Source organism: Candidatus Eisenbacteria bacterium (assembly GCA_035577985.1).
In the GTDB taxonomy this organism is placed as follows: Bacteria; Desulfobacterota; Binatia; order DP-6; family DP-6; genus DATJZY01.
Genome location: DATJZY010000084.1, coordinates 1 through 11,804, shown reverse-complemented (window position 1 = coordinate 11,804; position 11,804 = coordinate 1). Strand labels below are relative to the sequence as shown.

11 protein-coding genes are annotated in these 11,804 nt (G+C 70.5%); 5 read left to right on the top strand and 6 right to left on the bottom strand.

Going from position 1 to position 11,804, the window contains the following annotated elements; genetic code table 11:
* Positions 1–242 (top strand): TetR/AcrR family transcriptional regulator (locus VMS22_12295; GenBank protein ID HXJ34805.1); only part of this gene is annotated, 242 nt, incomplete at its 5' end.
* A 28-nt stretch (positions 243–270) separates the two neighbouring features.
* Here VMS22_12295 and VMS22_12290 read toward each other — a convergent pair.
* From VMS22_12290 to VMS22_12275, 4 genes are all read right to left on the bottom strand, one after another.
* Positions 271–879 carry a hypothetical protein gene (locus tag VMS22_12290; GenBank protein ID HXJ34804.1) on the bottom strand — a complete coding sequence of 203 codons (609 nt, stop codon included), beginning with the start codon at positions 877–879 and terminating at the stop codon, positions 271–273.
* A 68-nt stretch (positions 880–947) separates the two neighbouring features.
* A complete protein-coding gene (locus VMS22_12285; protein HXJ34803.1) occupies positions 948–1,826 on the bottom strand; it encodes a hypothetical protein in 879 nt (292 codons plus the stop codon).
* A gap of 94 nt (positions 1,827–1,920) precedes the next feature.
* A complete protein-coding gene (locus VMS22_12280) occupies positions 1,921–2,841 on the bottom strand; it encodes a biosynthetic peptidoglycan transglycosylase (GenBank protein HXJ34802.1) in 921 nt (306 codons plus the stop codon).
* Between the two features lie 8 nt (positions 2,842–2,849).
* Positions 2,850–4,316: a hypothetical protein gene (locus VMS22_12275; protein ID HXJ34801.1), complete on the bottom strand. Its 1,467-nt coding sequence runs from the start codon at positions 4,314–4,316 to the stop codon at positions 2,850–2,852.
* Positions 4,317–4,398: 82 nt separating this feature from the next.
* On the opposite strand from VMS22_12275, the gene VMS22_12270 reads away from it, so the two are divergent.
* Positions 4,399–5,988: a hypothetical protein gene (locus VMS22_12270; protein HXJ34800.1), complete on the top strand. Its 1,590-nt coding sequence runs from the start codon at positions 4,399–4,401 to the stop codon at positions 5,986–5,988.
* Positions 5,989–6,012: 24 nt separating this feature from the next.
* Here the strand turns inward: VMS22_12270 and VMS22_12265 are convergent, their stop codons facing one another.
* A complete protein-coding gene (locus tag VMS22_12265) occupies positions 6,013–6,237 on the bottom strand; it encodes a tautomerase family protein (GenBank protein HXJ34799.1) in 225 nt (74 codons plus the stop codon).
* A gap of 146 nt (positions 6,238–6,383) precedes the next feature.
* Between VMS22_12265 and VMS22_12260 the strand changes: the two genes are divergently transcribed.
* Complete coding sequence (locus VMS22_12260) at positions 6,384–7,934, top strand: winged helix-turn-helix domain-containing protein (GenBank protein HXJ34798.1); 1,551 nt, start codon at positions 6,384–6,386, stop codon at positions 7,932–7,934.
* A gap of 9 nt (positions 7,935–7,943) precedes the next feature.
* Here the strand turns inward: VMS22_12260 and VMS22_12255 are convergent, their stop codons facing one another.
* Positions 7,944–8,888, bottom strand: coding sequence for an SUMF1/EgtB/PvdO family nonheme iron enzyme (locus tag VMS22_12255; GenBank protein HXJ34797.1), 945 nt, complete (start codon positions 8,886–8,888; stop codon positions 7,944–7,946).
* 220 nt (positions 8,889–9,108) lie between these two features.
* Between VMS22_12255 and VMS22_12250 the strand changes: the two genes are divergently transcribed.
* Together VMS22_12250 and VMS22_12245 are read left to right on the top strand one after the other, a co-directional pair.
* Positions 9,109–11,127, top strand: coding sequence for a pyruvate kinase (locus VMS22_12250; GenBank protein ID HXJ34796.1), 2,019 nt, complete (start codon positions 9,109–9,111; stop codon positions 11,125–11,127).
* 303 nt (positions 11,128–11,430) lie between these two features.
* A partial coding sequence (locus tag VMS22_12245; GenBank protein HXJ34795.1) for a L,D-transpeptidase occupies positions 11,431–11,804 on the top strand: 374 nt, incomplete at its 3' end.

The following is an 11,804-nucleotide window of genomic DNA, read 5'->3' as shown; positions in this document are numbered from 1 at the left end:
CGACGCGGCCCGCCTTCGCGGCGGTGGTGGCGCGCGTCGTCGAGAAACGCGTCGCCTTTCTCGCCCGCACGTACCGCGCCCTCGGCTTGCCCGCGAAATCGGCCCGCCGGCGCGCCGTCACGGCGTACGCGGGCTACGTGGGGATGTTACACCTCGCGCGCATCGCCCCCGCGTCCGTGGGCGGCGCGGCCGAGCGCGCCGCGACGGTGCGGGAGGCCGTGCGGCTCCTCCGGGCGCGCTGAGCGCGCGGCGGCAGGCACGCCGCCATCCCTACTTCGGTTTTCCGCGCTCGGCCGTGAGCTTCGTCGTGATGGCGTCGAGCACCGCGCTCTCCTCGCCGGACACGCCCTCGCTCATTCCGATCAGTCGAGCCAGTCCTCCGCCCGACGCCTCGGCGACGCGACGGCACACGTCGACCGTGCTCGCGATGCGCTCGCCGCGCTCCTTTTCGGGCAGCACGGAAAAGCCCACGCGCATCACCTCCATGGCGGTCTCGAACACCGCGTCGGACGGACGCTGCCGCAGCCACTCGAGCAGCTTGCCGTGCGCCGGCATCCCGGCCACGATCCCGCGCGACGCAGCGAAGTCGAGCACGATGGCTCGTTCGGCCTCGCCGACCTGGCCCTCGGCCCACGCCACCTGTACGAGCGGCGCCAACAGGATGGCCGCGCCGGTGTCCTGATTGAGGCCCAGCTCTGCGACGCGGCGCAAGAGCTCCGCGTCGTCGACGCGGAGCTTCGCGGCGAGCGCCTGGGCGATCTCGGTGAGGCGCGCGCGCTCCCGAATCTTCTCGATCAGCTTCTCGTCCGCGCGGCGAAAATAGTCGGCTTCCTCGCCGCGCTCGCGCTTCTTCAACAGATCCTTCAGCGGATCCTTCATTGGTTTCTCCCGCCGGGCCGCCCTGGGCTACCGTCCGGGCCTGCGTGGCCCCTCCAGCGCCGAGCGCGTCAGCAGTCGTTCGTGCAGAACCCCTGGACGAACTGCGAGGGGATGGAGCAGGTACCGCAGGTGGCGCCGCCCCAGTAGCACGTCGTCGGAATGCCATTGACGAGGGTGAAGCGCTTCTCGCAGTCGAGTTGCGTCATGGCGTCGAAGCAGGCGAGCGGCCCGTCCGTGCGCGACGCGCAGACGACGGGCGGGTTGCATGCGTTCGTGCAGCTGTGTCGCGCGGTGTCGTCGGAGGTGCAGGGATAGCAGGTCGGCGTCCCCTGCGCGTCCCACCAGCACGACTCGGGGCCGGCGAGCGTGAAGAACCGCGGATACTTGAAGGACTGCTCGCAGGCGGTCTGGTTGTTCGCGTCGCCGCAGCGCTTCACGCGCTGCCGGCTGGGCGCCTCCTCGCAGAGCGAGCTGCACGTGTTGATGCAGGCGAAGTTCTGCGCGTACTGCAGCTCGCACCCGAGACACTGCCCGCCGTAGTACCAGCACGACGTCGGCGTCCCGTCGACGACCTCGAACGCCCCGAGGCAGGCCGTCTCTTGGCCATCGAATTTGCGGCACCCGTGCGGCGGCCCGCCGCCGGTCGTGCTGGGTGCGAGCGTCCTGTTCGGGTCGAGGCCGCAGGTCGTGCCGAGCTCGTCGCCCACCTGCACCTGGGAGGCCAGCAGCGAGGCGAGCGCCGCATTCACGTCGCTCACGGTGGCGAACGCGTCGAGGTCGTCCACCTTCTTCCACTTCTTGTCCTTGCATTCCGGTCCCGCCTCGAGACGGACGCGGTTCGTGCGCTTGGGGTGCTGGCACACGATGACGGCATCCGCGTCGGACGGAACGAGCGCGCTCGCGCCGAGCGCGACTCCCATGGCCACGACGCAAACCGTGAGTCGCATTCCCGGCCTCCGCATCGAACGCCTCCCTTCCGAGACGTTCCCTGAATATTGATCGCGCCGCCCGAGGTCAACAGTCGGAAGCCTCACGCGGATCTCAACGGCGGGATTCGTCGTCCTCCGCGGGCGCGAGCTGCGGCCACCAGCGTGCGTGGTTCTGCGATCCGCACCCGCTCGCGAGGGCATCCGCGAGCGGCACGCGCCGCCACTGCTCGATCACCGGGAGCTGGCCGGCCGGGGGCGCGCCCGCCATGCGGTCACGCGCCACCTGGAGCGCGGCGGGCAGAGGGCTCTCGCGGCGCAGCATCTGGAACAGGAAGAGGGCACCGTAGTGCGCCCGTCGCAGCTCTTCGGCGTCGATGAGACCCGAGGCGTGGAGGCCCAGCAGCACCCGCTGCTGGACGGCTGCGGCGCGCTGCAGGTTCCGTCCGACGAGCGGCGTCGTCGGCGCTGCGATCAGACTCGCGAGGAAGGACGCCTCGAAGGCGCCGGGGCGGTCGGGACTCTCGTCCAGGTAGTGCCGCGTGGCGGGCACGACGCCGAAGACGCCCGGCCCCCACTCGATGACGTTGAGGTACAGCTCGAGGATGCGCCGCTTGCCGAGCGCATGCTCGAGCCGGCGCGTGAGCATCGCTTCGCGAAGCTTGCGCTGGACGGTCCGCTCGGGGCCGAGGAAGAGGTTGCGGGCGAGCTGCTGGGTGATGGTGCTCGCGCCCCGCAGACGCTCTCCGCGCAGATCTCGCAGCGCGGCGTCCCACGCCGCCGTCCAGTCGATGCCGTGGTGCTCGAAGAACCGGTCGTCCTCGGCACGCACCACCGCACAGGCGAGCAGCGGCGAGATCCGGTCGAGCGGGGTCCATTCGATTGGTTCCGTCGCGCCGTGCGCACGCATGAATGCCGTCTCGGTCGGGGCGTCGGTAGCGAGATCCGAGACCCCGGGCAGGGTCGCGAGCTGCGACGCGACCCAGGCCGCCGTGCCCATCACGAACACGACGACGGTCCATCCGAGCACGCGCACGTCGGTCCTCAGTCGGCGAGCTGCGCCGCGCGCCGGACTTCGGGATCGCCGGCGTAGTGGAGCGCGAGCGCCCGCTCGCCGTGCGGGGCGAGGTGACGCGCCTTCGCCAGCTCGTCCCGGGCCGTGGCGTCGTCGCCGAGCGCGGTACAGGCCCGTGCCAGGTTCCGATGGTACAGCGCGATGCGCGGTCCCGACAGGGTGGCGAGCGTGAAATAGCGCCGGGCCATCGAGACGTCGCCGCGCTCGAGATACCGGACGCCGACGTTGTTCATCGCATCGGAGGAATACGGGTAGCGCCCCAGCACCTGCCGCCAGGCATCGAGCTCGGTCTGATAGACGTGGTTCTGCTGGAGATCGGTGTGGACGAGCGCGCCGAGCCACGCGGCGACGCACGCCGACGCCGCGACACGGAGCGGGCGCGACCGCAGCGCCGTGACGGCGCGCGAGATCGTCTCGGCTGCCAGGAGCGCGAAGAACGCGAGCGCCGGGTAGAGGCGCCATTCCCTGATGATCTCGTTCTTCGGAAGGATGCTGTTGGTCGGCAGCAGGCAGAGGGCGATGGCGCCGACGAGCCACCCGCAGGGGTGCGAACGCCAGCGCCAGGCGGCGGCGAGCGTAGCGGCGGCGAGCGCGGCGCCGAGCAGGACGTGGGGATCCAGCGGATCGCGGTACAGCACGAGGTCGTGCACGAGCGCCGTCTGGTAGGGGAGGAGGAAGAACCCGGCCATGGTCGGGACGTGGGCCAGCTGCGACCAGAGGTACGTGTCCGGAGGGATCGCCGCCGTCCGCGAGAGCGGGATCGCATAGAGGACGAGGAGCATGCCGGCGACGAGCGCGACCGACGCCGTCGCGACCACGGCGCCGCCCCGGGGCGACACGCGGCGCCCGCGGCCGAGCTCCCACCACACGAGCACCAGGACGAACCCCGCCAGGCTCTGCTTGGTGAACGCGGCGAGCACGAGGAGCGCCGCGACGACCGCCGTCTGTCCCGCGCGGGGCGACCCCCGCCGCGTCCACGTCGCCCAGGCGAGCAGCGCCAGCAGCGCGAACGTCGTCGCGAGCGAGTAGCTCCGTCCGAAGATCTGGCTCACGCACGCCGTCGCGAGAGGATGCACCGCGAACACGAGCGCGGCCACGAGCGGCGCTGCGAAGAAGCGTCGCGCGATCGCGAAGACGAGCAGGGCGTTCACGGCATGGATGGCGAGGTTGACGGCGTGGAAACCCGCCGCCGTTCCGCTCACGCGATGGTTCAGCGCGAAGGTGAGCACGGAAAGCGGCCGCTCCAGAAGACCTCGCGGCGTGAGCATGCGCTCGCGGAACACGTCCAGGTCCGTCACCACGGGGTTCTCCTCGAGCCCGATGGTCTCCGAATAGAGGAAGGGGATCGTGTAGACGCGGTGGTGGACGGCGAGCACGACGGCCACGATGGCTGCCGCCTGGACGAGGAGGAGACGGGTTGCGCGGGCGCTCGCCACGGCCCCGTGTAGCGACTGCTCCCGTCGCTGTCACGCTTCGCGATGGCGCTCTGCCCATGCGGCGACTAGATTTCGCACCGGCGTGACTCGGCTCGTGCTCCTCGTCGCGGCGGCGCTCTCGGCATGCGCGGCTCCCGATGGCGAGCGCTACTGGGGACAGGTCGAAAGCCACCTGGCCGAGCTGGCCGGGGCGCCGCTCGTCTCGGCGAACTGGGAAGGTCGGTATCGTCCCTACGTGTTCCGTGACGGACGCTTCGTGGCCCTGATCCCGCCCGACGGCGCACCGCCGGAGCTGGATCTGCACGCGCCCACGGCGCTCTCGGCGACCGAGCTCCTGCTCTCCGGCTCCGAGTCCGGCAAGCCGTGGTTCGACGTCTTTCGCTGGGACATGCCGACGCACACGCTGACGAACCTCACCGCGACGCCGGAGATCGACGACGGCGATTTCTGCGTCGACCCGCAGAGCCGGCGCATCGCATACCGGGCGGGTGGTCGCGAGCGGTTCGCGGTCGTCGCAGAGGGTACACTGCGGGAGCTGCCGGACGCCGGTGCTCCGGCGTTCACGTCGTGCGTGTTCACCGACGCCGACACCCTGGTCGGCGTCGCGCGCAGCAACACGGGCGCGGCGCTGTATCGCTGCGCGGTCGGCGAGCCCGGCGTGCGGTGCGAGCAACGGCAGGCGCTCGACGACACCGACGACGTGACGCGGCTCTTCCGCATCCCGCCCGATGCGGTCGGCGTGGTCGCGCGCCTGCGCGACAGGCCGTTCCGTCGCCCGTATCGGCTCGCGCCCACACTGGATGCCATGACACCCGTCGCGCTCCCCGCCCCGGCGCGTGGCGACGTGCTCGACTCCGACGGCACTGCGGCTCGGTACTCGCTGCACGGGCGCTACCGGAGCTCGCTCGCGCCGGCCGATCCCGCCACCGTCTTCGCGCAACGATGCATCGCCGACGCGTGCTGGGCCGTCGTCGCCACGCCGCGCATTCCCCGGACGCTCGCGCGGCTCGAAGGCGGGCGATGGGTCCCCGTCGTTCACCCGAAGATCGCGATCCCGCCCGGCATCCGGCGCCCGCGCCAGGTGTGGATGCGCGGGTCGAGCGGCCGGGCCTACCAGGCCTTCTGGTTCGGCCCACGCGCAACCGAGAAGGTCGTCGTCTGGTGGCACGGCGGCCCGCGCGAGAGCGTCTCGCCGCGCTTCAATCCCTACTTCGCGCGGCTGAACCAGCTCGGCTTCGGCGTGCTCGCGGTCAACTATCCCGGCAGCACGGGCCGGGGGCGTTCGTATGAGGCCCGCTTCGACGACGCGTCGCTGCTCGACTGCGCGTCGGCGGTCTGGTCCCACCTGCACGCGCGCGGTGCGCGCTACGTCGTGTCCTGGTCGGTGTCATCGGGGAACGTCGCGCAGCTCGTGCTGCTCCGGAACGACTTCCCGCTCTCGGGGATCGTCGATCAGGCGGGCTGGGGCCAAGTGGCCCTGCGCATCGAGGCCGAGCGCCGTGGAGTGCCGGTGTACACGATCCGCGGACGGCAGGATGTCCACGCTCGGTCAGAGTCAGAGAAGGTGGACCTCTGGTACGACGGCGGCCACGACGTGACGCTGCCGGCGCAGTGGACGGCGGTGATGGACGGGGTGGGTCGGTTTCTCGGTGGTCTGGCGACGGCGTGGTGACCGGCCCACCCCGACGGCGGGTCGCTACGCGGCCTTGCCCGACGCCAGCGCGTGGACGTCAGCGGCCGTGAGGCACTTGCCCCCGATCGCCCAGTCGCCCTCCTCGACCTCGTTGATGCGAACCCAGGTGACCGGGCGCATGCGCTCGCCCTCGACGGCCACCATGGCCTCGGTGACCCGGGCGATGAGGTCCTTCTTCTGGCTCTGCGTGAACACGTCCTTGATCACATCGATCGTCACCAGTGGCATGGCTGCACTCCCGTTTTGCCTCGGTGGCGGAACCATTCCGCGACCATGCCCTGCACCGTAGCCCCCCAGACGGCCACCTGCTTGGAGATCGGCTGGAGAAGAGCTGGATATTGGGGGGAGCGCCGGATGCGCTATGCTGGGCGCCAGTGATCTATCGGTTCGGCGAATTCGAGCTCGACCGCTCGCAATTCGAGCTGCGCCGAGACGGCGAGCCCGTTCCCGTCGAGCCGCAGGTGTTCTCGCTCCTGCTCCTCCTGGCCGAGAACCGCGACCGCCTGGTCTCGAGGGACGAGGTCATCGAGCAGGTGTGGGACGGCCGCGTCGTCTCCGATTCCGCCGTGGACAGCCGCATCAAGTCCGCGCGGCGCGCGCTCGGCGACGACGGCAAGGCGCAGCGCTTCATCCGGACGGTACACGGGCAGGGGTTCCGGTTCGTGGCGCAGGTCACGGAGACGTCGGCGGTGCGCCACGTCATCGTCGGAGGCGAGGCGCCGGCGGACCGGCGCACGGAGGACGCGAAGCCCTCGATCGCGGTCCTGCCGTTTCGCCTGATCGGGCCGCCGAGCCCGTACTCGACCATCGCCGATGCGCTCCCCGACGAGCTCATCGCCGCGTTGTCGCGTCTGCGATGGCTCTTCGTCATCGCGCGCGGATCGTCGTTTCGCTTTCGCACCGCGGCGCCCGATCTGGCGCACGTCGGGACGGTGCTCGGCGTGCGCTACTGCCTCTCCGGAACGGTCGAGATCACGGGCTCGACGCTCACGGTGACGGTGGAGCTCGCCGACACGAGGACCGCCGGCGTCGTCTGGGGCGATCGCTTCGTCTCGAACGTCGCCGACGTCCACGACACGCACGGGTCGATCCTCTCGCGCGTCGTGGCCGCCCTCGAGCTGCAGATTCCGCTCCACGAAGCGCGCGCGGCGCACCTGGTCGCGCCGGACGATCTGGACGCATGGTCCGCCTACCACCTGGGGCTCGAGCACATGTTCCGCTTCAACCGCACGGACAACGCGGTCGCGGGCGGGCTCTTCGCGCGCGCGGTCGCGCAGGCACCCGGCTTCGCCCGCGCGCACGCGGGCCTGTCGTTCGTGCACTTCCAGAACGCATTCCTGCGCTACACGGGCGACCACGACGTCGAGATGCGGAACGCGCGCCGCTTCGCGGAGCGGGCGGTCGAGCTCGACCAGCTCGACCCGTTCGCCAACCTCACCATGGGCCGAAGCTTCTGGCTCGAGGGCGATCTCGCGACGGGGCTCGCCTGGCTCGAGCGGGCAAATGCGCTGAGCCCGAGCTACGCCCAGGCCATCTACGCGCGGGCGTGGACCCACGCGCTCGCGGGTCGGGGCACCGACGGCAGGGCCGACGCCGACATGGCGATGGCGCTCAGCCCGCTCGATCCGCTGTACTACGCGATGGCGGCGACGCGCGCGCTGTCGCACATGGTGTGCGGCGAGTACCGCGAAGCCGCCGCCTGGGCGGAGCGTGCGGCGCGCTCGCCCGGCGCGCACGTGTTGATCGCCGTCATCGCCGTGGCCGCCCACGCCCTCAACGGCGATCGCGAGCGTGCGGCCGCGTGGGCGGCGAACGTCCACGAGCGCAACCCCGCCATCACCGACGCCGACTTCTTCCGCTCGTTCCCGTTCGCGAATGCGGAGGTCAGGCAGCGGATCGCGAAGGCGCTGGCAGTGCTCCACTGACGCCGGACTTCAGCGGGCGCAGCGGAAGCCGATCTGGGTCGCGGCATAGGGGTATATGCTTGCCTGCACGGCGAATACGCCAGCCAGCGTACCCGCGCCCCAACCACCACCGCGCCACAGGACCCCCGGACTGCCGGGGTCCATGTTGGCGCCGCCGAGACCCATGAAGTCGTCGCTGAAGGCGTCTTTCCAAGTTGAGCTGAACGTCGGCTGGGGCCACCACTCCGCGACCCATTCGTCGAGGTTGCCGGTCATGTCGAAGGCGCCCCATTGCGAAACGCACTTGGAGCGGGAGCCGTTCGACGCCGGTGCCGGTGACTTGGTGACGCAGGTGGTGGCGCCGTCGTCGGCATCGCCGGGGTCGGGCGTCCCCGCGGCCGCTCGCTGCCACTCTTCGTTCGTGAGCAGACGCTTGCCGGAGAGCGCGCACGCCTCCTGCGCCTGGAACCACGATATGCAAGCGCTCGGTAGCACGCCCGGCAGCGACGCTACGTACACGCCGGGGCTCGGCGGATTCGACCCGAGCACGGGCGTCCACTGCCCGCTTGCGGGAAAATAGACCGGCGCGGCCGTGTGATGGAAGTAGGCATCTGCGCATCCGAGCTGGACTGCGCCGGCGCCGGTGAGATCGCCCAGCGTCACCGTTCCGTCCTGCAGCTTGGCGATCAGGTCGGTGTTCGACGGCGCGACGAGCCAGACGCTGGCCTTGTACTTGTCGATGCACGCGGGTCCGACACGGACCGAATCCGCCGGACAGGTCGTGAGCGGTCCGATGCCCGGCGGCCCCGGATCCCCCTTCGGCCCGACCGCCCCGAATTGGCTGAGATCGACCGGGCTCTCCTTCTTCTTGCACGACGACCGGATGAACACCGCGCCCGACTTCTTCTGACAGAGCACGGCGGTCACACCCGGCTGCGCGATCGACAGCGCGGTCACCACGATGATCCAACGCATGACGTCCTCCCTCGCGCAGGATATCCGAGGCGCACCCGTTCCCGGAGCGCGCCCCCAGCCTCTATAGCCCAACGGGCGTCCGTCGAAGAGGAGGTCCCCGCCCGTAACTTCCGTGTAACCCCATCCCGACGAATCCGGCCTGGTGGCGGTTTTCCAATCCTGGGAACCGCCTTCGCACCGACCATCCCCCGGTCACGGCACGGAGCTTGGAGTGGAGGTCGTGACTCCCGGGACGACGATCGACCAGGCGGCCAAGCACCCCGCGGGGGTGTCCGGCCGCTCGCCGCGAAAAGGGCCCGGCTCGCCTCGGGCTCCTCGAAGCGACTCCGCCCTCGTTCTCCGGGCCGTCGCCCAGCAGCTCGCACGTCTCGAGGACCACCTTCGCGACGTCGAGGCGAAGCTTCATCCCGTGCTCTCGAAGGTACACCCCGAGTGGGTCGAGAGCGCCCGGAACCTCGTCCACTACGCCGCCCTCCGCCAACACGACCTGCGCGAGGTGCAGCTCCTGCTTCAACAGCACGGGCTCTCGTCCCTCGGCCGATCCGAGAGCTTCGTCATGGCGTCGCTGCTGGCGGTGCGGATGCGAGTCGCGGAGTCGTTGCTCGCGAGCGGGACCGTGGAGTCTTCGGAGCTGGGAACGATCGCCACCCGATCCGGCGCCGCCCTGTCGGGGCCGACGGCAGAGTTCCTCCTCCACGCCCATACGCACGATGCGCTCGGTCCCAAGCCCGAAGGGCGCCACGTCTACGTGATGGTGACGGCACCAGGCGTGGCCGAGGCGGATGCCGCCTGGTTGGCCCGGATGCTGCGCGCGGGGATGAACGTCCTGCGCATCAATACGGTGCACGAGGGACCGGCCGAGTGGACGCGCATCCTCGACGCGCTCGCGGTTGCCAGGCGTGAGACGGGACGCGAGTGTCGCGTCCTCATGGATCTCGCGGGGCCGAAGATTCGCACCGGATCGATCGCCGAAGAAACGCGGGTCGCCACGTGGAAGCTTCGCCGGAACCACCTCGGGCGCCTCCTCGAGCCCGCGACCGTCGTCCTTCGCCCGGCCGTTCGCGAAGACGCCACGGCCGAAGGGCCGATGCTCATCCTGGACGACGGGTGGTTTGCGCAGCTGCGGTGCGGTGACGTCCTCCGCTTCCGGGATACCCGGGACAAGCGGCGCGCACTCGTCATCCGGCGCATCGCGGGCGGCGAGGCCGTAGCAGAGGTGCGCCAGCGAGCGTACGTCATCGAGAAGACGCGGTTCGCGCACGAGCGGCGCGGGCGGCTCCTGCGACACGGCTTCGTCCGGATCGGTGGCGCCTCGAAAGCGTCGCTCCCACTCGAAGCGGGCGACCTCCTCGTCGTCACTCCCCGCGACGTCCAGGGGCGCGGCGCGCGCCGCAATGCGCGGGGGCGCGTGCTCGAGCCCGCACTCGTGTCGTGCACGCTACCCGAGGCGCTCGCCGGGGTCGCGATCGGCCATCGCGTGCTGTTCGACGACGGCGCGATCGAAGGCGTAGTGGAACGGATGAAGGGTGGAGACGTCTACGTACGCGTTCGCCACACCTCCCGACCGACGGCGAAGCTTCGGGCGGAGAAGGGCATCAATCTCCCCGACAGCCCGATGCCGGTACCGGCCCTCGGTGCAGACGACTGCGAGCATCTGAGGTTCGTCGCACGTCACGCCGACCTCGTCGGTCTGTCGTTCGTCCGGACGCCTGCCGACGTCCACGCGCTGCACGAAGCGTTGGACACGCTCCTGCCACGACGGGATCTCGGGATCGTGCTGAAGATCGAGACCAAGGCGGGGTTCGAGAACCTGCCGCACATCCTGCTCGAAGCCATGCGCCGTCCGCCACTCGCCGTGATGATCGCCCGTGGCGACCTTGCCATAGAGCTCGGCTTCGAACGGCTCGCCGAAGTGCAGGAGGAGATCCTCTGGCTCTGCGAGGCGTCGCATGTCCCCGCCATCTGGGCGACGCAGGTGCTCGACACCCTCGCCCGGACCGGCGTCCCGTCGCGCGCCGAGGTCACCGATGCCGCGGCCAGCGTCGCCGCCGAGTGCGTGATGCTGAACAAGGGCGCCCACATGGAGCAAGCGCTCCGTGCCCTGGTGGACATCCTGCACCGGATGGAGCGGCATCACTACAAGAAACGGAGCATCTTCCGGCGGCTTCGAGTCTCCGCACTCCCCGAAGGGGCGACTTCCGGTTCCGTCCGGCGCCCCCAGTCGCCGCCGCCAGGTTGACGTCGGGTTCTCCCGCCGTGGTAGGGAGCAGGCATGAGGGCACTCGTCGGCGGGCTTGTCGTCATCGCCCCCTCACGACGGCCTTTCCGATGACCGCGCTCGGTACGCCGCCGTTCCATGTCGAGTTCTGAACGAGACCCGTCGCCCTTCGCGAGGGCTCGAGTAGCGACGTCCGCGGTCGCTGCGATCGCGCTCCTCCTCGCCGGCGGACCGATCGCCTGCGGCCCCACGTCAGCGTCGCCGGCGCTCCACGCCCAGCAGCCGGCACCGCCACCAACCCCGACCACCCGACTTCTGCTGAAGGTGGGCGAACGGCGACTCTACCTGATCCACGGCGATCCCCGGACGCCCGCCGAGTCGTTCCCGATCGCGGTCGGCCGCGAAGGGCACGAGACGCCCATCGGGAAGTTCCAGGTCGAGGACATGATCGAGCACCCCGACTTCGCGAAGATCGATCCGAACGACCACGCGCACGTCATCGCGCGCATCCCGCCGGGGCCGACGAATCCGCTCGGCGAACGCTGGATCCGGTTCGCGCACGGCGACGGGTGGGAGACGGGCATCCACGGGACGCCGCACCCGGAGCTGCTCGGCAAACCCGTCAGCGGCGGATGCGTCCGCATGCGGAACGCCGACGTCGTTCGCGTCTACGAGCACGTCCGGATCGGGACACCGGT

What these genes read in the sequence shown, in the direction of transcription:
- VMS22_12290 (HXJ34804.1), bottom strand. Translation starts at nt 879, where the DNA reads ATGAAGGATCCGCTGAAGGATCTGTTGAAGAAGCGCGAGCGCGGCGAG.
- VMS22_12285 (HXJ34803.1), bottom strand. Translation starts at nt 1,826, where the DNA reads ATGCGACTCACGGTTTGCGTCGTGGCCATGGGAGTCGCGCTCGGCGCG.
- VMS22_12265 (HXJ34799.1), bottom strand. Translation starts at nt 6,237, where the DNA reads ATGCCACTGGTGACGATCGATGTGATCAAGGACGTGTTCACGCAGAGC.
- VMS22_12255 (HXJ34797.1), bottom strand. Translation starts at nt 8,888, where the DNA reads ATGCGTTGGATCATCGTGGTGACCGCGCTGTCGATCGCGCAGCCGGGT.